The sequence below is a fragment of the Hymenobacter sublimis genome, from assembly GCF_023101345.1.
GTDB classification, from domain to species: Bacteria; Bacteroidota; Bacteroidia; order Cytophagales; family Hymenobacteraceae; genus Hymenobacter; species Hymenobacter sublimis.
Genome location: NZ_CP095848.1, coordinates 1606188 through 1628912, shown reverse-complemented (window position 1 = coordinate 1628912; position 22725 = coordinate 1606188). Strand labels below are relative to the sequence as shown.

General features: G+C 57.3%; 23 protein-coding genes. 14 read left to right on the top strand and 9 right to left on the bottom strand.

All coding sequences use genetic code 11. The features are described 5' to 3' along the window. Nucleotides 1-104 precede the first annotated feature (104 nt). From MWH26_RS06870 to rsmA, 3 genes are read right to left on the bottom strand one after another with little or no spacing between them, the layout of a single operon-like run. Complete coding sequence (locus tag MWH26_RS06870; RefSeq protein ID WP_247976617.1) at nucleotides 105-1076, bottom strand: NAD(P)-dependent oxidoreductase; 972 nt, start codon at nucleotides 1074-1076, stop codon at nucleotides 105-107. Between the two features lie 23 nt (nucleotides 1077-1099). Continuing rightward, the gene (locus MWH26_RS06865) at nucleotides 1100-1483 is read right to left on the bottom strand and encodes a hypothetical protein (protein ID WP_247976616.1); all 384 of its coding nucleotides are present in this window, start codon (nucleotides 1481-1483) and stop codon (nucleotides 1100-1102) included. 2 nt (nucleotides 1484-1485) lie between these two features. Then, complete coding sequence (gene rsmA / locus MWH26_RS06860; protein WP_247977067.1) at nucleotides 1486-2274, bottom strand: 16S rRNA (adenine(1518)-N(6)/adenine(1519)-N(6))-dimethyltransferase RsmA; 789 nt, start codon at nucleotides 2272-2274, stop codon at nucleotides 1486-1488. Nucleotides 2275-2494: 220 nt separating this feature from the next. Between rsmA and MWH26_RS06855 the strand changes: the two genes are divergently transcribed. The 10 genes from MWH26_RS06855 (at nucleotide 2495) to accC (ending at nucleotide 11643) form a co-directional block, all read left to right on the top strand. Further along, on the top strand, nucleotides 2495-3943 hold the full coding sequence (locus MWH26_RS06855) for a leucyl aminopeptidase family protein (RefSeq protein WP_247976615.1): 1449 nt from the start codon (nucleotides 2495-2497) through the stop codon (nucleotides 3941-3943). Between the two features lie 161 nt (nucleotides 3944-4104). Next, the gene (gene pdxA, locus MWH26_RS06850; RefSeq protein WP_247976614.1) at nucleotides 4105-5157 is read left to right on the top strand and encodes a 4-hydroxythreonine-4-phosphate dehydrogenase PdxA; all 1053 of its coding nucleotides are present in this window, start codon (nucleotides 4105-4107) and stop codon (nucleotides 5155-5157) included. A gap of 331 nt (nucleotides 5158-5488) precedes the next feature. Beyond that, the gene (locus tag MWH26_RS06845; protein WP_244695855.1) at nucleotides 5489-5857 is read left to right on the top strand and encodes a helix-turn-helix domain-containing protein; all 369 of its coding nucleotides are present in this window, start codon (nucleotides 5489-5491) and stop codon (nucleotides 5855-5857) included. 76 nt (nucleotides 5858-5933) lie between these two features. Beyond that, nucleotides 5934-6470 (top strand): YceD family protein, encoded by a 537-nt coding sequence (locus MWH26_RS06840; RefSeq protein WP_247976613.1) that lies wholly within the window; start codon nucleotides 5934-5936, stop codon nucleotides 6468-6470. A gap of 58 nt (nucleotides 6471-6528) precedes the next feature. Further along, entirely contained in the window at nucleotides 6529-6753 is a 225-nt protein-coding gene (gene rpmF, locus MWH26_RS06835; RefSeq protein WP_139922673.1) for a 50S ribosomal protein L32, read from the top strand. A gap of 137 nt (nucleotides 6754-6890) precedes the next feature. Next, nucleotides 6891-7832: a phosphate acyltransferase PlsX gene (gene plsX / locus MWH26_RS06830; protein ID WP_247976612.1), complete on the top strand. Its 942-nt coding sequence runs from the start codon at nucleotides 6891-6893 to the stop codon at nucleotides 7830-7832. A 65-nt stretch (nucleotides 7833-7897) separates the two neighbouring features. Continuing rightward, complete coding sequence (locus MWH26_RS06825) at nucleotides 7898-8911, top strand: beta-ketoacyl-ACP synthase III (RefSeq protein ID WP_244695853.1); 1014 nt, start codon at nucleotides 7898-7900, stop codon at nucleotides 8909-8911. A 190-nt stretch (nucleotides 8912-9101) separates the two neighbouring features. Continuing rightward, nucleotides 9102-9665: an elongation factor P gene (gene efp, locus MWH26_RS06820; RefSeq protein WP_244695852.1), complete on the top strand. Its 564-nt coding sequence runs from the start codon at nucleotides 9102-9104 to the stop codon at nucleotides 9663-9665. Between the two features lie 28 nt (nucleotides 9666-9693). Then, the gene (accB, locus tag MWH26_RS06815; protein ID WP_244695851.1) at nucleotides 9694-10185 is read left to right on the top strand and encodes an acetyl-CoA carboxylase biotin carboxyl carrier protein; all 492 of its coding nucleotides are present in this window, start codon (nucleotides 9694-9696) and stop codon (nucleotides 10183-10185) included. Between the two features lie 111 nt (nucleotides 10186-10296). Next, entirely contained in the window at nucleotides 10297-11643 is a 1347-nt protein-coding gene (gene accC / locus MWH26_RS06810; protein WP_244695850.1) for an acetyl-CoA carboxylase biotin carboxylase subunit, read from the top strand. A gap of 281 nt (nucleotides 11644-11924) precedes the next feature. Here the strand turns inward: accC and MWH26_RS06805 are convergent, their stop codons facing one another. From MWH26_RS06805 to MWH26_RS06795, 3 genes are all read right to left on the bottom strand, one after another. Then, nucleotides 11925-12416, bottom strand: a complete 492-nt coding sequence (locus tag MWH26_RS06805; protein ID WP_247976611.1) for a hypothetical protein — start codon at nucleotides 12414-12416, stop codon at nucleotides 11925-11927. Between the two features lie 119 nt (nucleotides 12417-12535). After that, on the bottom strand, nucleotides 12536-13114 hold the full coding sequence (locus tag MWH26_RS06800) for a DUF3109 family protein (protein WP_244695848.1): 579 nt from the start codon (nucleotides 13112-13114) through the stop codon (nucleotides 12536-12538). Between the two features lie 105 nt (nucleotides 13115-13219). Beyond that, entirely contained in the window at nucleotides 13220-14380 is a 1161-nt protein-coding gene (locus MWH26_RS06795) for a glycosyltransferase family 4 protein (protein ID WP_247976610.1), read from the bottom strand. 199 nt (nucleotides 14381-14579) lie between these two features. Here MWH26_RS06795 and MWH26_RS06790 point away from each other — a divergent pair, with 199 nt between their 5' ends. The 4 genes from MWH26_RS06790 to MWH26_RS06775 all read left to right on the top strand — a co-directional run bounded on the left by MWH26_RS06790 (nucleotide 14580) and on the right by MWH26_RS06775 (nucleotide 20140). Next, complete coding sequence (locus tag MWH26_RS06790) at nucleotides 14580-16832, top strand: ATP-dependent helicase (RefSeq protein WP_244699082.1); 2253 nt, start codon at nucleotides 14580-14582, stop codon at nucleotides 16830-16832. Between the two features lie 256 nt (nucleotides 16833-17088). Continuing rightward, a complete protein-coding gene (locus tag MWH26_RS06785; protein WP_244695846.1) occupies nucleotides 17089-17790 on the top strand; it encodes a DUF4290 domain-containing protein in 702 nt (233 codons plus the stop codon). Between the two features lie 126 nt (nucleotides 17791-17916). Then, nucleotides 17917-19221 (top strand): UDP-N-acetylglucosamine 1-carboxyvinyltransferase, encoded by a 1305-nt coding sequence (gene murA, locus MWH26_RS06780; protein ID WP_247976609.1) that lies wholly within the window; start codon nucleotides 17917-17919, stop codon nucleotides 19219-19221. 157 nt (nucleotides 19222-19378) lie between these two features. Further along, on the top strand, nucleotides 19379-20140 hold the full coding sequence (locus MWH26_RS06775; protein WP_247976608.1) for a DUF4349 domain-containing protein: 762 nt from the start codon (nucleotides 19379-19381) through the stop codon (nucleotides 20138-20140). Nucleotides 20141-20297: 157 nt separating this feature from the next. Here MWH26_RS06775 and MWH26_RS06770 read toward each other — a convergent pair whose 3' ends face one another. The 3 genes from MWH26_RS06770 to MWH26_RS06760 all read right to left on the bottom strand — a co-directional run bounded on the left by MWH26_RS06770 (nucleotide 20298) and on the right by MWH26_RS06760 (nucleotide 22669). Then, on the bottom strand, nucleotides 20298-20639 hold the full coding sequence (locus MWH26_RS06770) for a phage holin family protein (protein ID WP_247976607.1): 342 nt from the start codon (nucleotides 20637-20639) through the stop codon (nucleotides 20298-20300). 158 nt (nucleotides 20640-20797) lie between these two features. After that, on the bottom strand, nucleotides 20798-21889 hold the full coding sequence (locus MWH26_RS06765; RefSeq protein WP_247976606.1) for an agmatinase family protein: 1092 nt from the start codon (nucleotides 21887-21889) through the stop codon (nucleotides 20798-20800). Nucleotides 21890-22033: 144 nt separating this feature from the next. Then, nucleotides 22034-22669 (bottom strand): chemotaxis protein CheC, encoded by a 636-nt coding sequence (locus tag MWH26_RS06760; protein ID WP_244695843.1) that lies wholly within the window; start codon nucleotides 22667-22669, stop codon nucleotides 22034-22036. Nucleotides 22670-22725: the final 56 nt, after the last annotated feature.

Genomic DNA, 22725 nt, shown 5'->3' with positions numbered 1-22725 from the left:
AGGTTTAGGCAAATATACGAAACGTTGGGGAAAAACCGGCGAGCAGGTCCCGCGCAAGCGGTATTCCAAACCACGGCAAGCAGCCGCTGCCAGCCGCTGCCCTTCTACTCCGCTACCCCGCTCGCCGCCGGTAACTTTCCCGCCAGAAACTCGCGCAGCTTGCGAACCAGTACCGTGTTAATACGCTCGTAGCTCTGGAAGCTCCAGCCGCCCACGTGCGGGGAAAGCACCACGTTCGGGGCCGTCGCCAAGTACGCAAACCGGGCCTGCTGCTCGGGGCTGAGAGTAGCCAGCTTTTCGTTTTCCAACACGTCCAGGGCGGCGCCGCGCAGCTGCCCGGTTTGCAGGCGCTGCACCAAGGCCGCATGGTCAAGCACTTCGCCCCGGGCCGTGTTCAGCAGCCACAACGGCTGATGGAAGCCGGCCAGAAACTCCTCATTCACGAAGTGGTGGTTGGCCGGCGAGTATGGAATGTGCACGCTCAGCACTTCGGCTCGGGCCTGCAGTTCCGGCAGGCTCACGAGGGTAGCGTGGTGGTTGGCTTCTACGCGGGGGTCGTGGTCGTAAGCCAGCACGGTGCAGTCGAAGGCCTGCAGGCGCCGGGCAAAGGCCTTGCCCATGTGGCCGTAGCCCAGTAATCCGATGGTTTTGCTCCCTATTTCCTCACCCCGGTTGGCCTCGCGGCGCCACTCTCCGGTCCGCACTTCCCGGTCGGCGCGCGCAATGTTGCGGAACAAGGCCAGCAGCAGCCCTACAGCGTACTCTCCTACCGCGTCGCGGTTGCCTTCGGGGGCATTGAGCAGGGTTACGCCGGCCGCGGCCAGGGCCTCCTCATCAATGTTATCAACCCCGGCCCCGGCCCGGCATACGTAGCGCAGGTGTGGCCCCTGGGCTAGCAGCTCCCGCGTAACGCGCACTTTGGAGCGCACCATCAGGCCGTTGTAGGGGTGAGCCGCCAGAGCTGCGGGCACTTCGGCAGCCTTTAGATCGGGGCGGTAATGCAACTCAATACCCATATCCTGCAGCAAGTCCGGCAGGTTCGGGTGCATTTCGTCGATGACGAGGCAGAGGGACATTCTGAGTAGTGAAAAACTGAGGATTAAAACTGATGCTCTTCCGCAGCTGGATGTATAGCACGCATAGTATCTTCAGTGTAAGTCACAGAAGCATAGGCTTTTTCGGTGCTCTGGGCCGCTGCTGTTACGGTTACGCGAGAGCCACTTTCGGCATCATAACCAACTACCTGCCAGTTTACCCGTCGAAAATTGTGAAAACCACCAGCCAGTGGCTCTACCCGTTGCCACCAGTGGGTACTGTAGCCGAGAGTAGTGCGGCCCTCGTAGTCGGTTCTGACATAGAAATTCGGGGCTTCTGCCAGCGGCTCCCAAGAGCCCTCATCTGCATCTTGCCCCAGCGCCCAGAAGAAAACACCCAACAGTAAAGTAGTGGTTAGCAAAAAACCTACGGCCGTCTTCTTCCTCATTTTCAGGACAGCTTGTGCTGCTCCACCTGCTGCGTGAGGCCCACAAAATCCTGCACGCTCAGCTGCTCAGCGCGCTTGTCGAAGATGGGGTCAGTGGTGGCTTCGGCGGGCATACCAAAGGGCTTAAGGGCGTTGCGCAAGGTTTTGCGGCGGGTCTGGAAGGCCTGCTTTACCACCTGAAAAAACAACTTCTCGTCGCAGGCCAGCTGCTGGGTTTGGTTGCGCGTGAGCCGAATTACGGCCGACTGCACCTTGGGCGGGGGACTGAACACGTGCGGGGGCACCGTGAACAGGTAATCGATAGTATAAAAAGCCTGGAGCAACACGCTCAGGATGCCGTAGGTTTTGGTACCCGGCCCCTCGGCGAGGCGGTCGGCTACTTCTTTCTGAATCATGCCCACGCACTCGCGCACCTGCTGGCGGTGAGCCAGCACCTGAAAGTAAATCTGGGAACTGATGTTGTAGGGAAAGTTGCCGATGATGCTGATTGGCTGGCCGGGGTACAGCTTGCCCAAATCCATCTTCAGAAAGTCCTGGGAGTAAATCCGCCCCTCCAGCGCCGGGAAATGTTGCCCCAGGTAAGCCACCGACTCCCGGTCAATTTCTACCACCGAGGTGCGGTACTCGGGGTGTTGCAGCAGGGTTTGGGTAAGCACGCCCATGCCGGGGCCGATTTCCAGCACCTCCGCTACCCCATCAGGCAGGCGCAAGGCCTCCACAATATTGCGGGCAATGTTGGGGTCAGTCAGGAAGTGCTGCCCAAGGTGCTTTTTGGCCTTAACGGAATCCACGGCAAAGGAAAATGAGGAGGAAAGAAGGAGCAGGAAGCCGGAACGGTAGTACACACAGCAACAAGGAAAATCTAAGGCAGTGAGGCCTGCTCACGGCTACTTCCTTATTCCTCATGAACAAATCGGCTACCTTCACGCCCAAAGATACGCCGGCAACTGCCGTTTCTCCGCGCCCGGAGCCCGGAGCAGGGGTAGTAGCTGGCCTTACAGACTTCGTCTCATGCCCCTATCCCTCGCCTACGCCGCCGATTTCCCTTCCTTTGCGGATACCGTATTTATCCTGCCCGCCGGCACTACCGAGCTACCCATCAGTGCCGCCGCCGACTTGCCCGAGCCAGCCCGCCAGTACGTGGCCGCTCAGCTAGCCGCCGGGGAAAAGCTATTTGGTATCAACCAGTACACCCACCGGCACTATTATGTGGTGGTCGAGCAGAAGAAAACCGCGGACCTTACCGCCGAAGCGCTGCGCAAAGCCGGCCACCAGCTCCACGCCCGCCTCAAGACGGACAAGGTACCCGAGCTGTTCATTCACGATCTGACAAGCTCCGGCGCCCTCCCCTTGGCCGAGGGCATTGCCCTGACCGCCTATCAGTTCGAGGGGTACAAAACCGACGAAAAGTCCAAGAAAGCCCCTGACCTGCAACTGCTAACCCTAGTCAGCGCTGAGTTGACAGCCGAGAAGGTACAGGAACTGGACTACGTGCTGCAAGGCGTATACCTAGCCCGCGACTTGGTCAACATGCCCTACAGCCACCTCAACGCTACCCAGCTGGCCCAGCGCTTCAAGCAGGTCGGCGACGAGGCGGGTTTCCACGTGGAAGTACTGGACTTGGTTCGGATTGAGGCCCTGCGCATGGGCGGCTTGCTGGCCGTCAATCAGGGTAGCCCCGAGCCGCCTACCTTCACTATTATGGAGTACAAACCGGAAGGCGCTACCAACGCCAAGCCCATTGTACTGGTGGGCAAGGGGGTAGTGTTTGATACTGGCGGCCTTAGCCTCAAGCCCACACCCAACAGCATGGATTTGATGAAGTGCGACATGGCCGGCTCGGCGGTAGTAGTCGGCGTGCTGGCGGCCCTGGCCAAAAACCAGGTGCCTCTGCACGTTATCGGGCTGGTGCCGGCCACCGACAACCGTCCCGGCGGTCCGGCCCTGGCTCCCGGCGACGTCATCACGATGTACAGCGGCCTGACCGTGGAAGTCCTGAATACCGACGCCGAAGGCCGCCTGATTCTAGCTGACGCCCTGGCTTTTGCCAAAAAGTACGACCCCGAACTGGTACTCGATTACGCCACCCTAACCGGCTCGGCCGTGCGGGCCATTGGCGTGGAGGGCATTGTGTACATGGGCACGGCCGCGGAGCAAACCATGAGCGCCCTCAAGCAGGCCGGCCACGCTACCCACGAACGCCTGGTAGAGTTTCCCCTCTGGGACGAGTACGCCGACCACATCAAGAGCAGCATTGCCGACATCAGCAACCTGGGCAAAGCTGAGGCCGGGGCCATTTCCGCGGGCAAGTTTCTGGAGCGCTTCACCGAAGGCTACCCCTGGGTTCACTTCGATATTGCCGGCCCCGCCTTCCTAACCGCCCCCGATTCTTACCGGGGCAAAGGCGGTACGGGCGCAGCCGTGCGCCTCACCTACGAGTTTCTGAAAAACCGGGCGTAATACCACGTTAGTAATAGCACGCCGTTTTGGGCGGCGCGAGAAACCTTCTGTTGTTGCTTGCTATGCAGTAAGCAGCGCGCACGATTTCTCGCGCCGCCCGGTGTGACCGGCTGAACTAACAACTTTCCTCTACCGCCTTCATCACCTCATTACCCCCACAAATGCTTCCACGCATTGGCATTTCCGTCGGCGACCTAGCCGGCATTGGACCGGAAATCATTTATAAAACCTTCCTTGATCAGCGCCTGCTCAAGTATTGCACGCCTGTTGTGTACGGTACGGCCACGGTGCTCTTCGACGACTTCCCTGCCGACGCTACCCACGAGCCGCTTACCTTCCGACAGGTGCGGGAAGCGGCCGATATTGCCCCGGGCAAGCACAACGCTGTTACATGCTGGGATGAAGACTTCACCCTCACGCCCGGCCAACCGAGCACGGCCAGTGGTACCGCTGCCCGGCAAAGCCTGCTGGCCGCCGCCCGCGACCTGAAGGCCGGCCTGCTCGATGCCCTGGTAACCGCCCCCATCAGCAAGGAGAATACCCAGTCGGATGACTTCCGCTACCCCGGCCACACCGAGTTTCTGACGTCTTTTTTCGGCGCCAAAGAAAGCCTGATGCTGCTCGCTAGCGAAGACCTGCGCGTGGCTACCGTTACGGGTCATATTCCGCTCAAAGACGTACCGGGCCGCGTTACTCAGCAGCTGCTCACCACCAAACTGCGCATCTTGCTCCATTCGCTTAAGCAGGATTTCGGCATTGAGAAGCCGCGCGTGGCTGTGCTAGGACTGAACCCCCACGCGGGCGAAAACGGCCTGCTTGGCTCCGAAGAGGCCGACGTTGTAATGCCCGTACTGCGGCAGTTTCAGAACGAAGGCCACCTGGTGTACGGCCCCTTTCCCGCCGATGGCTACTTCGGCACGGCGCAGTTCCGGCAGTTTGATGCCACCCTGTCCTTGTACCACGACCAAGGGTTGATTCCGTTTAAAACCATTGCCTTCGAGCGGGGCGTCAACTTCACGGCCGGGCTGCCCGTCATCCGAACCTCCCCCGACCACGGCACCGCCTACGGGCTAGCCGGCCAGTACAAAGCCGACGAAACCTCCTTCCGCGAAGCGCTCTACATGGCCTGCGACTTAGTGCGGCAGCGCAAAGCCCTAGCCGATATTGTACCCTTGGTACCGGGCCCGGCCCCGCGCGGCGGCCGCCACGAGTAACCTTTAGGTTCTTTATAAGAAGAGCGGCCATCGTTTCCAGTAGGAATGATGGCCGCTTTTTTCCCTAATAGCTTAAGCATAGAATGCTTTACACAACGGCATTTTGGTAGCTACCTCCCAGTTGTACCAATTGGCGAAAACGGTCTTTTTTAATAATTAAAGATTTGCTTATCAGACTTTTAAATACAAAATATAGCAAACAAGCAAAAAGTCTATAGTGAAACATTCTTTTCAAAATCGAAATTTACTTTGTGTTTTTAAAATTACGCTGTAAGTTTGCAACTGTAATCAGCGGAGCCACTTCGGTTCCGTTCTGCTTTTACCCCGTTTCATGACGCTGCACACTCCCACCGACTACCGTACTGCCCTGCGCCGCCTCGACGCGCTGGTAGCGGCAGGCGTGGAGGGAAATGCCGCGTTGGAGGCAGAGTTTCGGGAGTTGATTGCGGCCCTGGATACCTACGAAGGCAAGCTCGGGCTGCTACCCATTCCTAACCTGCCTACCTCCCTGGCGGAGATGATAGAACTGAAGCGCCAACAGATGCGCCTCAAGCAGAAAGAGCTAGCGCAGTTGCTGGAAGTACCAGCGGGACGTCTTTCGCAGATACTGAATGGCAAACGCCGCGTGACGCTCGACTTGGCGAAACGCTTGTATGAGCGGCTGGATATTCCGCCGGATTTTATCCTCAAGAACGCCTAGCTCACTGCCCTACCCCGCAACTGCTTTTACAAAACGGGGAAAACTTTCTACTTTTGCCCCCTGCTACAAACTAGCCGTGAAAAAGGACGCCCAATACGACATTAATATTGCCAAGCTAGCCGATAAAACGCATCACTTTGCGTTCGAGCTGGACAAGGCTTTTTTTGAGCAGTTTGATCAGCAACTCATTCCCGAAGGTCAGGTGCACGCTGATGTGACGCTAACCAAAACGGAGCGGCTCATCACCGTGGATTTTGACTTGCACGGCACTGTGCGTCAAATCTGCGACCGGAGCCTGGACGAGTACGACCAGGAGGTGGAAGCACACGAGCAGTTGCTGGTTCGCTTCGGCGACCAGAATCAGGAACTGGACGACAACGTGCTGCAAATCACGCCCGATACGCAGACTCTGCCCCTGGCTCAACACCTCTTCGACTACATTGGCTTGGCCCTGCCCATGAAGAAGCTGCACCCGCGCTTCCAGAATGAGCCCGATGAAAACCCCGAAGCCGACGCCAAACTCATTTTCACTACCCGCCCCGAAGGCGACAAGGAAGATGATGACAACGACGGCATCGACCCGCGCTGGAATGCGCTGCGTAATCTTAATTAGGCCCCGTCTTTCGCCTAATTCCTCACTCTCAATTCTTCATTCTTAATTTTTTTCAGAAATGGCACATCCTAAGCGCCGGACCTCCTCCGCTACCCGCGACAAGCGTCGTAGCCACTACAAACTGACTCCTAAAGCCGTTTCGGTTTGCTCCACTACCGGCGAGTTGCACCTGCGTCACAAAGCCTACGTAGTAGACGGTGACCTGTACCTGAACGGTAAAGTAGCCATCAAAGACTACGCTCCCGTAGCCGCTCCGGCCGCTACCGACAACGACGAAGAATAGTCGCGCGTTAGCAGCTTACCCGCCTTGCGGTGGGGCCTAATATACTATTCCCGGCCTCTGGCTTCCTCAGGAAAGCTGGGGTCGGGGATTCGGCCCTTCCCAAGGATTCTCTCCCGGACCTCTTTGATTTCCCGTTCATGAAGATAGCCCTGGACGCAATGGGGGGCGATTTTGCTCCTCAGGCCGCCGTCGATGGGGCCATACTGGCCGCCAAACAGCTGGCGGGCAAGGCCCAGATAGTGCTCATTGGCCAGGAAGATGCCGTGCGCCCCTTGCTGGCGCAGCACGGCCCCGATGCTGCCGACCTGCTAGTAGTGCCTGCTTCCCAAATTATTGACATGGGCGAGCACCCGGCCAAAGCTTATCAGCAGAAGCAGGACTCCAGCATTGCCGTAGGCTACCGCTTGCTGGCAACGGGTGAAGTCGAGGCTTTTTGCTCGGCTGGTAACACGGGGGCCATGCTGGTAGGCGCTATGTTCAGCGTGAAAGCCGTACCGGGCGTGATGCGACCCGCCATTGCCAACTTTGTCCCGAAGCTACACGGCGGCATGGGCATCATGCTCGATGTAGGGGCCAATGCCGAGTGTAAGCCCGAAATGCTGGAGCAGTTCGGCGAGCTTGGCTCCCTGTACGCGCAGTATGTGCTAGGCATCAACAAGCCGAAAGTTGGGCTGATGAACTTGGGGGAAGAGGAAGGCAAAGGCACTGCCATTACCCAAGCTGCTCACCAACTGCTGAAGGTGAATCCCCACATCCACTTTGTTGGCAACATCGAAGGGCGCGACCTATTCAATGACAAGGCCGACGTCATCGTCTGCGACGGTTTTACGGGGAACGTGGTGCTGAAGATGGCGGAATCCGTGTACGACATCATTGCCGATAAAGGCATTCACGACCCTTTCCTCGACCACTTCAACTACGAAGCGGTAGGAGGCTCCCCCATTCTGGGCATCAACGATAACGCCATTATTGGGCACGGGGTAAGCACGCCCCTAGCTATTTGCAACATGCTGCTGCAAGGCTACCAAATGGCCAGCTCAGGCATTGCTGACCAGATAAAAAACACCTTCAAGTCTTAAAAGCGACTGTAAGTCCGGCCGCCGAGCCGGACTTTTCCTTTGCCGCGTTTTCCGTTTTCTCCCTAATGAAGATTACCGCTGCCATTACCGGAGTCGGCTCCTACGTGCCCGACTACGTGCTTACAAACCAAGAGCTCGAAACCATGGTCGACACGACCGACGAGTGGATTATGAGCCGAACCGGGATTAAGGAGCGCCATATTCTGAAGGGGGAAGACCAGGGCACTTCCGTGATGGGCGTAAAGGCCGTGCAGCAGCTACTAGCCAAAACGGGCAACAAGGCTGCGGACATCGACCTTATCATCTGCGCTACCACCACCCCGGACTTGGTATTTCCGGCTACGGCCAACATTATTTCGGCGGCTGTAGGTGCTACCAAGGCGTTTAGCTTTGATATGCAGGCAGCCTGCTCGGGCTTTATGTACGCCCTGGCCACGGGCTCCCAGTTTATTGCTACCGGTACCTATAAAAAGGTAATTGTGGTAGGCGCCGATAAGATGTCGAGCATTATTGATTACACGGACCGCGCTACCTGCATCATTTTCGGCGACGGGGCTGGGGCTGTTTTGCTGGAACCCAACACCGAAGGCCTGGGCCTGCTAGATCAGGAGCTGCACTCGGATGGTAGCGGCGAGCAGTACCTGCACCAAAAAGCCGGTGGCTCCCGGCGCCCCCCATCCGCCGAGACGGTAGCCAACCGGGAGCATTTTGTGCACCAGGAAGGCGCCGCGGTGTTCAAGTTCGCCGTGAAGAACATGGCCGATGTAGCCGCCCAGGTAGCGGACCGCAACGGCCTGAATCCTGATACTATTGACTGGCTGGTGCCCCACCAGGCTAATAAGCGCATTATCGATGCCACGGCCAACCGCGTGGGCATTGGCCCCGAAAAAGTAATGCTCAACATTCACCGGTACGGCAACACGACCAACGGCACCATTCCTCTGTGTTTGGCCGACTACGAGTCGCAGCTGCGCAAGGGCGATAACCTGATTATTGCCGCGTTCGGTGGGGGCTTTACCTGGGGGTCTTTGTACCTGAAATGGGCCTACGACCCCAAGCCCGATCCTACGGCAGCCTAAATTGGCGGCCCGCAAGCGGAAAAACTTCTATACTTGCACTCCCGACGTGCCGTCCCGCCATCTTTCCGGGGCGGCACGTTGCATTTCCACCCGAGTAACTCACTTTCTGACAGTTGAAGATTCGGGCCGGAACCGGCCGTTTCCGGCCGCTCTTCACCTTATTTTCCCTCTCTAATTCTTTCCTCCCACCATGGCCACGACCGCAGACTTTCGCAACGGGCTCGTTCTGAACTACAACGGCGAGTTGCACGTCATCACCGAATTCCAGCACGTAAAACCTGGCAAAGGCCCGGCTTTCGTGCGTACCAAGCTCCGCAACATCAAAACCGGCCGCGTAATCGACAATACCTTCAACGCCGGGGTGAAAGTGGAAACTGCCCGCGTGGAGCAGCGTCCCCATCAGTACCTGTACAAGGACGATTACGGCTTTACTTTCATGGATAATGAGTCGTTCGAGCAGGTAGTGCTGCCCGAGGCCATGGTGCCTTTCGCCGACATCATGAAGGAAGGCCAGGTAGTTACTATCCTCTTCCACGCCGAAACCGAGCAGCCCCTCACGGCCGAACTACCAACGACGGTAGAGCTAGTAGTAACCTACACCGAGCCCGGCCTCAAGGGCGACACGGCCACCAACACCCTCAAGCCCGCCATCGTGGAGACGGGGGCTCGGATTCAGGTGCCGCTTTTCATTGATACCGACACCAAAATTCGCATCAAGACCAGCGACTACTCCTATGTCGAAAGAGTCAAGTAAGCAGCCCAACAAGCCCACCGCCGCCCCCATGAAAGCCAAAGAACTACAAGAGCTCATCGACTTCATTGCCAAGTCGGGTCTGAACAAAGTCAACATCGAAACCGAGGAGTTTAAAATCTCGGTGCAGCGCGAGCCTAACACGAAAGTGGTAAGCGGTAGCGTAGCCGCCGCGCCGGCCCCGGCTCCCGTAGCCGCACCAGCTCCTGCCGCCGCCCCCGCGGCCCCTGCTCCTGCCGCCGCGCCTACCCCGGCAGCGCCCGCTGAAGCAGCCGGTGGTAACTACTCGCCCCTGAAGTCGCCGATGATTGGCACGTTCTACCGCAGCAGCAGCCCCGATTCGCCCGCTTTTGTACAGGTAGGCGACTTGGTGGAGAAAGGCCAGGTGATTTGCATCATCGAAGCCATGAAGCTCTTCAACGAAATCGAGGCTGAACAGTCGGGCCGCGTGGTGAAGGCGCTGGTGGAAAATGCGTCGCCCGTGGAGTACGACCAGCCCCTGTTCCTAATTGAGCCGATGTAGAGCAATTAAAAATTGAGAATTAAAAATTAAGAATGGACCGCGCTAAGGTTACTAGCTGCCGCGCGGTTCCAATTTTTAATTCTTCATTTTTAATTTTTAATTGATGAAGCTGTGTTCAAGAAAATATTAATTGCCAACCGGGGCGAAATTGCGCTGCGCGTAATTCGGACCTGTAAGGAAATGGGCATCAAGACGGTAGCCGTGTACTCGACTGCTGATAAGGAAAGCCTGCACGTGCGCTTCGCCGACGAGGCCGTATGCATTGGCCCCCCTAGCTCTGCCCAGAGCTACCTGAGCATTCCTACCCTGATTGCCGCCGCCGAAATCACCAACGCCGACGCCATTCACCCCGGCTACGGCTTCCTGTCGGAAAACGCGGAATTCTCGCGCGTGTGCCAAGAAAATGGCATCAAGTTCATCGGGGCCTCGCCCGAGATGATTAACCAGATGGGTGACAAAGCCTCGGCCAAGGCAACCATGATTGCGGCCGGTGTGCCGTGTATCCCCGGCTCCGTGGGCTTGCTCGACTCAGTGGAGCAGGGCAAAAAGGTCGCCGCCAAGATTAAGTACCCGGTTATCCTGAAGGCTACGGCCGGTGGCGGTGGCCGCGGTATGCGAATTATCAACTCCGAAGAGGAGTTCGAGAAAGCCTGGAACGATGCCCGCACCGAGGCCAAAGCCGCTTTCGGCAACGACGGCGTGTACCTGGAGAAGTTTGTGGAGGAGCCCCGCCACATTGAAATTCAGGTGTGCGGCGACCAGTTCGGCCACGTTTGCCACCTTTCTGAGCGCGACTGCTCGATTCAGCGCCGCCACCAAAAGCTGGTAGAGGAAGCGCCCTCGCCCTTCATGACCGACGAGCTGCGAGAGCGAATGGGCCAGGCCGCCATTGCTGGCGCCGCGGCCATCGGCTACGAAGGCGTAGGGACCATTGAGTTTCTGGTCGACAAAAACCGGGACTTCTACTTCATGGAGATGAACACCCGCATTCAGGTGGAGCATCCCGTGACGGAGGAAGTTATCAACTACGACCTGATCAAGGAACAGATCAAGGTAGCGGCTGGCATCCCAATTACAGGCAACAACTACGGCCCCAAGATGCACGCCATGGAGTGCCGCATCAATGCCGAAGACCCCGCCAACGGCTTCCGTCCTTCGCCCGGCAAAATCACGGTACTGCACATTCCCGGCGGCCACGGCGTGCGCGTAGATACGCACGTGTACGCAGGCTACCAGATTCCGCCCAACTACGACTCCATGATTGCCAAGCTCATCACCGTGGCCCAAACCCGCGAGGAGTGCATTGTGAAGATGAAGCGGGCTTTGTCGGAGTTTGTAGTGGAGGGCGTGAAGACCACGATTCCTTTCCACTTGCGCCTAATGGACAATGCGCAGTTTAAGGCTGGTGACTTCACCACGAAGTTCTTGGAAACCTCCTTTGATTTTTCGGAGCTATAAGCGTTTCTGCAAGCAGCATAGAGAAGGGCTATCCGTTCGCGGGTAGCCCTTCTTTTTTACCCGCACAAAAGGCACTGCTCTACCCTTTCAGAGCGCCACGTTCACCAATAAAACCGGTAAACTACGCCGGTACCAATGCCAGCGGCTACAGCAACTTACTACTGTTGGCTCGTAGCTCTTGTGTGTGGGCTCCTAATCACAGCAGGCCTCTTCTACGCTGACTAGTAGCCATAAGAACCTCAGCTTACGAACGTAAAAAAGCCAGCGTACCGCTGGCTTTTTTATGCAGGTATGTCTGCAATCAACCTACCGAAGGCATCAAATCCGGCTTTTAGCAATGGATACGGCCCTAGCAACCGGACGGGTTTGGCATCCGGCTCACCAAATTCGGTAGCGCTATCATCGGCTAGGTAGCTCACGCCTTGCTGAAACACGATGTCATAAAACGGGTAATGCGGTTTCTCAGGGTGGGTAAATGGTACTAGCACATTAAGCTGAAATTGCTCCGATAATGACTGCGCCAACCACAAAGACCGGGCTTCCTCATCTTTGGTCGGCGTCCGGTAAATAGCCACATGCTGCGGAAACTGTGGAACCTCCGATTCCGTGGTTTCAAAGAAGATATGGGTGGGGTTGCGCGAGTCAAATTCCATCGGCTCTTCCTCCCCCAGCAACATCTCCCAAGGAAATGCGGTAAGCCCTGGCATTGCTGTCTGCAGGAACTGCTGAATCTGTGCGGCACTTAAGTTTTCACTAACGTACATCTCCTCCATGCCGAAAACGGGTTACGTAGAAACTTAAAGTACTAAAAAGGCCGACTGCGCAGTCGGCCTTTTACTTCTGCATTATCTGCTTGATGGCGGACTGCTGTACAGTTCTAGCGAGCAACCGCCTACCCAACCTGCGCGCTGCCCTGCTCAATTTCCTGCACCAGCTCACCGTACCACTGCTCACCGTACTTGCGAATGAGCGGCTCCCGCAGAAATTGGTACACCCGTACGCCCAGGTTTGCCCCGAAGGAGCAGGCGGGTGAGCAGATGCTCCACCGGTCGTAGTTCAGGGCTTCGAAGCCCTCGTACTTAGTAACGCGAATGGGGTACAGGTGGCAGCTAATGGGCTTTTTGAACGAGGTGGCCCCAGCTCGCCAAGCATCTTCAATGCCGCACTTTAGAATACCCCGCTCATCGTAGAGGGCGTAAGCGCACTCCCGGTCGTTAATGGTAGTCGTGCTGTAGTCGCCTTCCCAATCCTTGATGTAGAGGCCCTGTTGCTCAATGGCTTGGCGGCCGGCTTCGGTTAGGAAGGGCTTGATGGCCTCGTACTCATTGTGCAGGATTTGCAACTCCTCGTCTTCCAAGGGGGCGCCCAGGTCGCCTTCCACGCAGCAGGCGCCCTTGCAAGCTTCCAGGTTGCACACAAAGAAATTATCCCGAACGTCGTCGGAAATAAGGGTATTCTGAATCTGAATCATGGTGGGGGCGGCGGGCTCAGGTTTTCGGGGCCGTGGGGCGCTAACAAATCCGTAGCGTTTCCAGTGCCGCGCTGAGCAGGCAAATAATCCTCAAAGATACCAGATTTACCCCAGGCCGTGCAGCACCTTTTCCGTCAGCGCACACTGGCGGTGGTGGGAATAGGTAGTCAGGGCCTCGGTCTGGGCTTGCCGGCCCAAGGTAGCGGCCAGCTCCGGCTCCCGCAGGACCCGCTCAATAGCAGCGCAGAACTCGGCCTGGTTACGCAGCGGATATAATAGGCCCGTGCGGCCGTCTTCCACAATCTCTAGGGTGCCACCCGCCGCCGAAGCCACAACGGGTAGGCCCGTGGCCATGGCCTCAATGGTTACCATGCCGTAGGTTTCATTCACGGAGGCTGTAATGGAAATATCAAGGGCGCGGTAGGCTACCTCGGGCTGCAGCGTGAACGGGCGCAAGTGCGCAACCTCCGACAGGCCCAACTGCTGTACCCGCGCCAGCACGGCCTCCTGGTACGCATTGCCCTCGTTGCGCGTCGATTCACCCACGAACAGCACATGTAGGTACGGGTGCCGCGCGTGTAACGCCCCCAAGGCTTCCACCACAAAATCCTGGCCCTTCCCGTCATCGAGGCGGCCGATTACGCCGAGCAGCACCGCGCCGGGCGGTAGCACTAGGCCAAGCTGCTGCCAGGCCTGAGCTTGGGTTAGGCGAGCATCAGCAAACTTTTCCAGCTCAATACCAAGCGGAACCACGTGCAGGCGCGCGGCAGGGAAGCGCGTTTTCTCCAGCACCTGCCGGGCCAGGCCGGGCAGCGGGGAAAGCCAGGCGTCCAGGGCGCGGTAGCGTAGCGTGTGCACAACGCCCCGCTTGGCCAGGCCCAACTGCATGTGCTGCTGGTACACTACCCGCAGCTGTGGCAACCGCAAGGTCTTGCAGAGCACCGCTAAGCCCAGGTCGCCGTTGCGCGTGACGATGAGCACCTGAGTTCCGAAGCTGCGCAGCAGGGCCGCCAGTCGGCCGGCGGCCGGTACGTCAAGTGCCTTCCACGGATTGCGCAGCAGGGCTACCGGTAGCTTCAGCTCGGTGGCGCGGGCGGCAATGGGCGAACCGGCCAGGGTAATAACCTGCACGGGCCAGCCCCGCTGCCGCATCCAGTCGGCAAACCGGACGGTGTTTAGCTCCAATCCGCCCCAGCTCCCGGACAGGCACAGCAACGAAATGGGAAACACGGCGGGCGAAGCGGAGGTAGCAGCGGCAGAATTCACGCCGCGAAGATACAGCCGGCGCTTTTGCGGGTGATAATTGGGCCGCCGCGCACCAAATGCCGCACGTTGCGGTTAGTACTTTTCGGGGTGTAGGCTGCTTCTACGGGGCCGACATTCGGTTTCGCTACCCCAGCCGAAAGCCCTACCTTTGCTAACAAGCCAAAAAGCTTAGTTTCCGATCTGACTGACACGCATGGCACTGGATTATCACGCATTATTGAACCCCTCGCAGGCGGCGGCCGTGCTGCACACCGAAGGCCCCTGCATGATTATAGCCGGCGCGGGCTCCGGCAAAACCCGCGTGCTTACGTACCGCATTGCCCACCTGCTGGAAAAAGGGGTGGACCCGTTCAACATCCTGGCCCTGACCTTTACCAATAAGGCGGCCAAGGAAATGCGCGCCCGCATCGAGAAGGTAGTGGGCCCGAACGCTAAAAACCTGTGGATGGGCACTTTCCACAGCATCTTCGCGCGTATTCTGCGCTCCGAAGCCGACAAGATTGGCTACCCCCGCTCCTTCACTATCTACGATACCCAGGACTCGAAAACCCTGATTGGGCAAATCCTCAAGGAGCTGGAGCTGGACGATAAGCTCTACAAGCCGAACATGGTGTTGGGCCGGATTTCGGCCGCCAAGAACAAGCTGATTTCGGTGCAGCAGTACCTCAACGACCCCGTGATTCGGCAGGACGACGAGGCGGCGTTGCGGCCCAAGCTGGGCGTTATTTACCAGCAGTACGCCAACCGCTGCTTCAAGGCCGGAGCCATGGACTTCGACGATTTGCTCTACCAAACCAACGTGCTGTTCAAGGACCACCCCGACGTGCTGAACAAGTACCAGAACATGTTCCGGTACGTGATGGTGGACGAGTACCAGGATACCAACTACTCCCAGTACCTAATTGCGCGCAAGCTGGCGGCCAAGGAGCGCAACATCTGCGTGGTGGGCGACGACGCGCAAAGCATCTACGCCTTCCGGGGCGCCGATATTCAGAACATTCTCAACTTCGAAAAGGATTATCCTGAGCTGCAGGTATTTAAGCTGGAGCAAAACTACCGCTCCACCAAAAACATTGTGCGCGCAGCCAACTCGGTTATCAAAAACAACCAGGCCCAGCTGCGCAAGGACGTTTTCTCGGATAACGAGGAAGGCCCGCTGATTGAGGTATTCAAGGCCGCTTCCGACAACGAGGAAGGCAAGTTGGTAGCCAACAGCATCTACGAAGACAAGATGAACCACCACTTGTCCTACGATGACTTTGCCATCCTCTACCGCACCAACGCCCAGAGCCGGGCCATGGAGGAATCTTTGCGCAAGCTCAATATCAAGTACAAGATTGTTGGGGGCCTCTCCTTCTACCAGCGCAAGGAAATCAAGGACTTGGTGGCCTACCTACGCCTGACGGTAAACCCCAACGACGAGCAGGCCCTGCGTCGGGTGATTAACTACCCCAAGCGTGGCATCGGCGACACAACCATTGCCAAGCTCATTAACGCGGCCGAGGAATCAAACCACACTATTTGGGAGGTAGTAGCCAACGCCGACCAGTTCCTGCCCGCCCGGGCGGCCAACCCGATTGTGGATTTTGCCGAGAAGATCAAGGCCTACACGGCGGTAGCGGCCAAAGATGATGCCTTTGAGGCGGCCAAGTTTATTGCCAAGAACTCGGGCCTGATCGAGGACCTGTACGCCGACAAGAGCATTGAGGGCCTTTCCCGCTACGAGAACATTCAGGAACTGCTCAATGGCATCAAGGCCTTCGTGGAAGACCCCGAGCGGGAGGATAAGACGCTGGCCTCCTTCCTGCAGGATATTGCCCTGGTAACCGACGCCGACACCAAAGACGCCCAGAGCGAAGGCGAGCAGGTGACCTTGATGACTATTCACTCGGCCAAAGGCCTGGAATTCCGCAACGTCTACATTGTGGGCATGGAGGAAAACCTGTTTCCTTCGCAAATGATGATTACCTCCCGGGCCGACCTGGAAGAAGAACGCCGCCTGTTTTACGTGGCCATTACGCGGGCTGAGAAGAAGCTGACGCTGAGTTACGCTACTTCCCGCTACCAGTGGGGCAACCTGCGTAGCTGCGAAAAAAGCCGCTTCCTGGATGAAATCGACCCGCAGTTCGTAGACTTCAAGTTCTCGGCTGGCCCCGTGGGTAGCGCCGGCCCGGGCGAGTCGCCGTTTGGGCACGTGTTTGAGCGGCGCAGCAACTTGGTGCCGCCGGCCCCGCGCAAAACTGTTGCTACCAAGTACTCCCCACCCGCCGACTTTAAGCCCTCCGACACGAGCAACCTGCAAACCGGCCAGCGCGTGGAGCATCCCAAGTTTGGGTTCGGGACGGTCACGAAGCTGGAAGACCAAGCCGGCTCCGTTAAAGCCATTATCCTGTTTGAGGAAGTTGGGGAGAAAACGCTGCTTCTGAGCTTTGCCAAACTGCGGGTGCACTAACTGTTTCTGTGTCCTTCCAAGCCAAGCAAGGAATCTGGGTGGCAGTAAGAAGTCACGCCGGACTCCTCGCTTGGCTTGGAATGATACTAGGCGCCGTGCACCCAAATTGCCCTATTCGCGTTACTTTAGATGCTGATAGCGCGGCCCTACCCTGCTATGCATTCCTGCTGAACCTTGCCGCTGGTCTTCCTGTGCAAAATAGGATGCCATTGGGGCAAGGTTTGGCGTATATTTGGCCCTTCGAATACAATTTTTCATGACCTTACCTTCTCTTCATAAACACGAGTTGCTCCAGCGCGAGTACGGGCAGAGCACCTTTCAGCTCGTGCAGCAACTGCGCGACGTAGAGGACCGCACTGAGCGCACCCGCCGGGCTCAGCAGATCGTGCAGCTCATCTTCCGCATCCAGCCTACCCTGCGCGACCAGCCTGAATCGCAACAGAAAGTGTGGAACCATCTGTTTGAAATGGCCGACGGCGAGCTAGACGTTGATGCGCCGTTTCCGTTGGTAGCCCAGGCCAACATGGCGCCTCCACAGCGGGTAACTTACCCCAGCAAAGGCCCCAAGCTACGGGCCTACGGTCGAGCCGTGGAACAGCTCATCGAGAAAGCCATAACCCTGGAAGACGCCACCGAACGGGAGCAGGCCACCATCATTATTGGGCGGACCATGAAGTTTCTGTACCGCTCCCATAACAAGGAAAACGCCAAGGACGTCACCATCCTCAAGCACCTGAAGGAGCTTTCTGGCGGCCAGCTTACCCTAGACCCAGCTCAGGTTGATGCCCAGAACCTGTTTGAGTTTACTACCGGTGGCCGGCCCGCGCCCTTTATCGTGCCCCAGCCCCGCCAGGAACGCGACGTGCGCCGAGGAAGCGGCGGTAACAATAACCGGCGCGACAAGCAGCGCCGCGGCGGTAAAAAAGGCCGCCAGGAACCCCAGCAACCCCCGCAGTAAGTTTTTAGCTAGTAGCCAATGGCCAGAGCTATTGGCTTTATAGTTAGGAACAACTACAAGCCCGCTTCTTTTTCTTGATTTTAAAAGCTAACAGCTACTAGCCATCAGCTACTAGCTCCCCAACAAATGGCCTCTTTTGAAGTTATCGGCGGCAAGTCGCTGAAAGGTGAAATTGTGCCTCAGGGCGCCAAAAACGAAGCTCTGCAAATTCTGTGCGCCGTGTTGCTTACGGATGAGCCCGTCACAATTTCCAACATCCCGGATATCCGCGACGTGAACAAGCTCATTGAGCTATTGCGTGATATGGGCGTGAAGGTGGGCAAGCTTGCCAACGACACCTACCGCTTCCAGGCCGACGATGTGCACTTGGACTACCTCGACACCCCCGAGTTTGTGGCCCAAGCCGGAGCTTTGCGCGGCTCCGTTATGATTCTGGGGCCCATGCTGGCCCGCTTCGGTAAGTGCCAGCTGCCTAAGCCCGGCGGCGACAAAATTGGCCGGCGCCCCATGGATACCCACTTTTTGGGTCTGGAAAAGCTAGGCGGCAAGCTCACGTTGGAAGGCACTGACTTCTACCGCATCAACACCGAAGGTCGCCTGCGCGGTGCCTACATGCTCCTGGACGAGGCCTCAGTTACCGGCACCGCCAACATTGTGATGGGCGCGGTACTGGCCGAAGGCACCACAACTATTTATAACGCGGCGTGCGAGCCGTACCTGCAGCAGCTTTGCAAAATGCTGGTGCGCATGGGGGCCAATATCAACGGCATTGGCTCTAACTTGCTAACCATTGAAGGGGTGGAGCGCCTGGGGGGCACGGACCACCGCATGCTGCCCGACATGATTGAAATCGGCTCTTTCATTGGCCTCGCGGCCATGACAGGCTCCGAGATTACCATCAAAGACTGCCAGATTCCGGAACTGGGCCTGATTCCGGACACCTTCCGTAAGCTGGGCATTCAGCTAGAATTCCGCGGCGACGATATCTACGTGCCCGCCCAGGACCACTACGAAATTGCTACCTACCTCGATGGCAGCATCCTCACCATCTCGGACCACACTTGGCCCGGTCTCACCCCCGACCTGCTGAGCGTGCTGCTAGTGGTAGCAACCCAGGCCAAGGGCACCGTGCTAATTCATCAGAAGATGTTTGAGTCGCGCTTGTTCTTCGTGGACAAGCTCATTGATATGGGCGCCCAGATTATCCTCTGCGACCCACATCGTGCTACCGTTATTGGTTTGGACAAGCGTACTCGTTTGCACGGCATTACCATGACCTCACCCGACATTCGCGCCGGGGTAGCCCTGCTGATTGCCGCTCTATCGGCTGAGGGCCGGAGCGTGATTGAAAACGTGGAGCAAATTGACCGGGGCTACCAGAACATTGACAAGCGCCTGACAGCCCTTGGCGCCCAGATTCGTCGTCTCTAAATCTAGCTTTACGGTAAGTATTGCGCACCGCCCGGTTTCCGTTGAAGCCGGGCGGTGTTGTGTTATATACTGGCTCCGGGTTACGTTCCGGGCGTAACAGTATAAATCAGCAGAAGCTGCGCAGCTCTTTTCATCTCACTCTTTCCTCTTTTATCTGATGAAAAAATATGTGCGTCTGCTCCCGCTGATGGGGCTGATGCTGGCTGGGTGCGCCCAGTCAGCCGAGCAGCAAGATATATTTACTTCCGGCGCGGTAGTGCCCGAAGTTACTACCACCTCTCCTGGTACAAATACGGCCGCAGCGGAAGCCACGACGCCGGAAGTACCACTTGCCCGCTTGTGGCGGGTAGCAGGTCACCCAGTTATCTACCAGGGCGCCATGGAGGTGGAAGTGGCTGACTTCGCAGCCGCCTCAGCGCACTTAGATACAACCCTACTGCGCCATAACGCCTACCTCACCAGCGCCCGCGAAACTACCGACGCCGACCGCCACCAGCAACTCCTGACGATTCGGGTTCCGTCGGCGCAGTTTCTGTCTCTCACCTCGGAGCTGGCGCGCTTGGGACTCGTTCGTGGCAAAGAGCTTACCTCCCGCGACATTACCGCCGAACTAGCTAAGCTCAGCCGCGCTACCGCCGCCGCTGACACGACCACCCAACAGTTCTCTGCCCAGGAAAAGCAACTGCTTACGGAGCAGGCCACGTTGGCCACCTTGCAGCTTACATACTACCAGCTGCGTCCTGCTACTGAACTAACTCCGGCCGCAGATATAGCCAGCCAACTGCAAACCGGTTTGTGGTTTGGCTGGCGGGCGTTAAGCATGTTCCTCATTGCGGCCTCTTACATCTGGCCACTCTTGCTAGGGGTAGCAGTGTGGGCCGGATACCGTTGGCGCCGAGGTAAGCTGGCACTAGACTAATCCTTTAATTCACGGCTCCTACCCTACTCACGGGAGCGTACTCAAACGGGCACGTTTGGCTTCCGTATCTTTTTTATCTGGCCCAGAGATAATAGCTACCATAGGAAAGCCCGCCTGAACGCGTCCAGGCGGGCTTTCTTATAGCAGCAGGACCAGCTTAGCTCCGGTCAGTTACCATATCGATTACTGAGGTAACCAACGACAACACAACGCTGAAGATCAGGGCAGAAACGAACCCGTCCAGCTTAAAGCCACCTAGCAGCCAGTCGGCTATCATAACAATCAGAGCATTGATAACCAGCAGAAATAGGCCTAGCGTGAGAATGGTAATGGGGAAGCCGATGATTTTCAGAATCGGCTTGACAATGGCATTCAAGATTGCCAGCACAATGACCAGAATAAACGCGTCCCCGATGCCGCTGATGTCGGCGCCGGGCAGAAACTTAGCCAGCACGTAGGTAACAATGGCCGTGAGAATGAATTTAAGAATGAAGCCCATAGGGTAAGAAGAGGGATTGAGGTGAGAGAACAGTACGGGAAGTAGGAAGTTGCTTACTCTACGCATAGCCCGCAAAAAAGTACGGCAAGCAGCTGAATCAGCCACTTGCCGTACTTTTTTTGCGGGCGCTTGATAACTCGAACTACCGAACGAAAAGCCTATTTTTCTACGGCGCGGGCTTTTAGCCGGCCCTGCGAGACGCCCATCCAGTTGGCCATATGATAAAGCAACCGGGCGCCTACAATGGCGTTCCATTCCGTGTCGCCGGGTGCCACCTCATTTAAGTCGCAGCCGATGATGGTGCGGCCGGAGCGCACTACCATCCGAATAAGGTAGAGAGCCTGCTCAAACTCCAGCCCGCCGGGTACGGGGGTGCCTGTGCCGGGGCACAGCTTGGGGTCGAGCCCGTCGATATCAAAGCTCAAATACACTTTTTGGGGCAGCTGGGCAATGATTTTTTTGCACTCCTTCTTCCAGGACTTCCCCCCCAGCATTTCAGCCTGCAGAAACCGGTCGGCGAACAGGGCCACTCGGCCGTTGCTTTGGTCAATGTACTCGGCCTCCTGCTGGCAGTAGTCGCGGATGCCAACCTGCACCAACTTCTTTACCTGTGGCAGTTTCAGGGCATTGTACATAATGGAAGCGTGGGAAAACTCAAAGCCTTCATAGGCCGGGCGCAGGTCGCAGTGCGCGTCAATCTGCAGAATTCCAAACTCTTCATGCCGCTCAGCCAGCGCGTGCAAGTAACCTAAAGGCGTGCTATGATCGCCACCCAGCACTACTACCCCTTTGCCGGCATCCAGCAAGGCACCGGTTTTTTGCTTAAGCCACTCTAGCAGGGCCTGGCCGCGCTGATTGACTTGGGCAGGCACCTGGGAGAACGTTCCGTGCGTTGCTTCAGGCTCGCCTTCCTCCAGCCAGCCGATGTACTCCGCCGCGGTAGGGCGCAAAGAGAGGCTCTCGGCGGCAATCTTTTCGTCGGGCTCCTCCATGGCCAAGCCCATTTGCCAGGCATTGGGCAAGTCGGGGTCATAGAGGTCCACCTGCAAGGACGCCTCTCGGATGGCCTCGGGCCCCTCAGCGGTACCGGCGCGGTATGAAACGGTTACTTCCCAAGGCACAGGTACGATTACGACCTGGGCCTCCTCAGGCGTGAAAGGTAGACCGTAAATTCCGCCGGCGGAGTCACCGAGGGCATTGGGGTCGAAGGCGGCAAGCTTTTGTTCCAACGAGGACGCAGAATTAGCCATACTGATAAAGAAGTGAAAGTGAGAGGTAAGACCAGCCGGAAAAGGTAGCAGCCCCCGCTTCCAGGTCTCAACGCCCGTTCTGAGCATGATTCCTGGCGGCGAGGGCCGCTTGATAACGCCCCGGCCCAACGGCCGGAAGACTTATTAGCCAGCTTGCTGGCCGCCCATAAAATCGTAGGTGCGAATGATATCCAGGATTTTCTCAAAAGTATCCCGGTCGAAGAAGATCATCAGCGGTAACTCAACTGAGTTGTCCTTGTCCGAGAATTGAGTTATAACCGAGAAAATAAGTGGCTGCACCATGGGCCGGTTCAGCAGCAGGTTGTGCAGGGCATCGGCAATGTCGCCACGCGGGTGCGTGGGTGGCGCCCCGTAAATGCTTGCTTTCAGAATGTTAGCTAGTTGGGTTACCAGTGCCCCGGTAATGATATTGCTGATTTCCAGCAGCAATGACTCCTGCATTTCATCAATCTGCGTGGAATCAGAGGTGCTCATGCGCAAGCAGACGCGGGAAAGCCGCTGGACATGCTGGCCGGAAAAGAACATCAGGGTTGTTCCGTTAAAATCCCCCCGGATATCCGACTGAATAATGACGTGGCCCGCTTGCAGGTCGCGGACTTTATCCAGAATCGTCTTACCCGACACGATATCAAGGTTGGGTACTTCCAGCAGCACCTTTTCCTGGGCGACAACCGCGAATGAATCGGCCGCGCGAGCTAGGCCGATATTCAGGATTTCGCGGATGATATCCCGCTCCAGTTCCGTCATGTGCAAATCCATAGGAATCAAATGAAAGGGCGGCCAGCCAAAGTCGGCCGCCACAAGTCTGCAATACG

Bases quoted from the DNA above. Each gene is read 5' to 3' on its own strand.
- MWH26_RS06870 (WP_247976617.1), bottom strand. From the start codon at position 1,076: ATGTCCCTCTGCCTCGTCATCGACGAAATGCACCCGAACCTGCCGGAC.
- MWH26_RS06865 (WP_247976616.1), bottom strand. From the start codon at position 1,483: ATGAGGAAGAAGACGGCCGTAGGTTTTTTGCTAACCACTACTTTACTG.
- MWH26_RS06855 (WP_247976615.1), top strand. From the start codon at position 2,495: ATGCCCCTATCCCTCGCCTACGCCGCCGATTTCCCTTCCTTTGCGGAT.
- pdxA (WP_247976614.1), top strand. From the start codon at position 4,105: ATGCTTCCACGCATTGGCATTTCCGTCGGCGACCTAGCCGGCATTGGA.
- MWH26_RS06845 (WP_244695855.1), top strand. From the start codon at position 5,489: ATGACGCTGCACACTCCCACCGACTACCGTACTGCCCTGCGCCGCCTC.
- rpmF (WP_139922673.1), top strand. From the start codon at position 6,529: ATGGCACATCCTAAGCGCCGGACCTCCTCCGCTACCCGCGACAAGCGT.
- plsX (WP_247976612.1), top strand. From the start codon at position 6,891: ATGAAGATAGCCCTGGACGCAATGGGGGGCGATTTTGCTCCTCAGGCC.
- MWH26_RS06825 (WP_244695853.1), top strand. From the start codon at position 7,898: ATGAAGATTACCGCTGCCATTACCGGAGTCGGCTCCTACGTGCCCGAC.
- efp (WP_244695852.1), top strand. From the start codon at position 9,102: ATGGCCACGACCGCAGACTTTCGCAACGGGCTCGTTCTGAACTACAAC.
- accB (WP_244695851.1), top strand. From the start codon at position 9,694: ATGAAAGCCAAAGAACTACAAGAGCTCATCGACTTCATTGCCAAGTCG.
- MWH26_RS06805 (WP_247976611.1), bottom strand. From the start codon at position 12,416: ATGGAGGAGATGTACGTTAGTGAAAACTTAAGTGCCGCACAGATTCAG.
- MWH26_RS06800 (WP_244695848.1), bottom strand. From the start codon at position 13,114: ATGATTCAGATTCAGAATACCCTTATTTCCGACGACGTTCGGGATAAT.
- MWH26_RS06785 (WP_244695846.1), top strand. From the start codon at position 17,089: ATGACCTTACCTTCTCTTCATAAACACGAGTTGCTCCAGCGCGAGTAC.
- murA (WP_247976609.1), top strand. From the start codon at position 17,917: ATGGCCTCTTTTGAAGTTATCGGCGGCAAGTCGCTGAAAGGTGAAATT.
- MWH26_RS06775 (WP_247976608.1), top strand. From the start codon at position 19,379: ATGAAAAAATATGTGCGTCTGCTCCCGCTGATGGGGCTGATGCTGGCT.
- MWH26_RS06770 (WP_247976607.1), bottom strand. From the start codon at position 20,639: ATGGGCTTCATTCTTAAATTCATTCTCACGGCCATTGTTACCTACGTG.
- MWH26_RS06765 (WP_247976606.1), bottom strand. From the start codon at position 21,889: ATGGCTAATTCTGCGTCCTCGTTGGAACAAAAGCTTGCCGCCTTCGAC.
- MWH26_RS06760 (WP_244695843.1), bottom strand. From the start codon at position 22,669: ATGGATTTGCACATGACGGAACTGGAGCGGGATATCATCCGCGAAATC.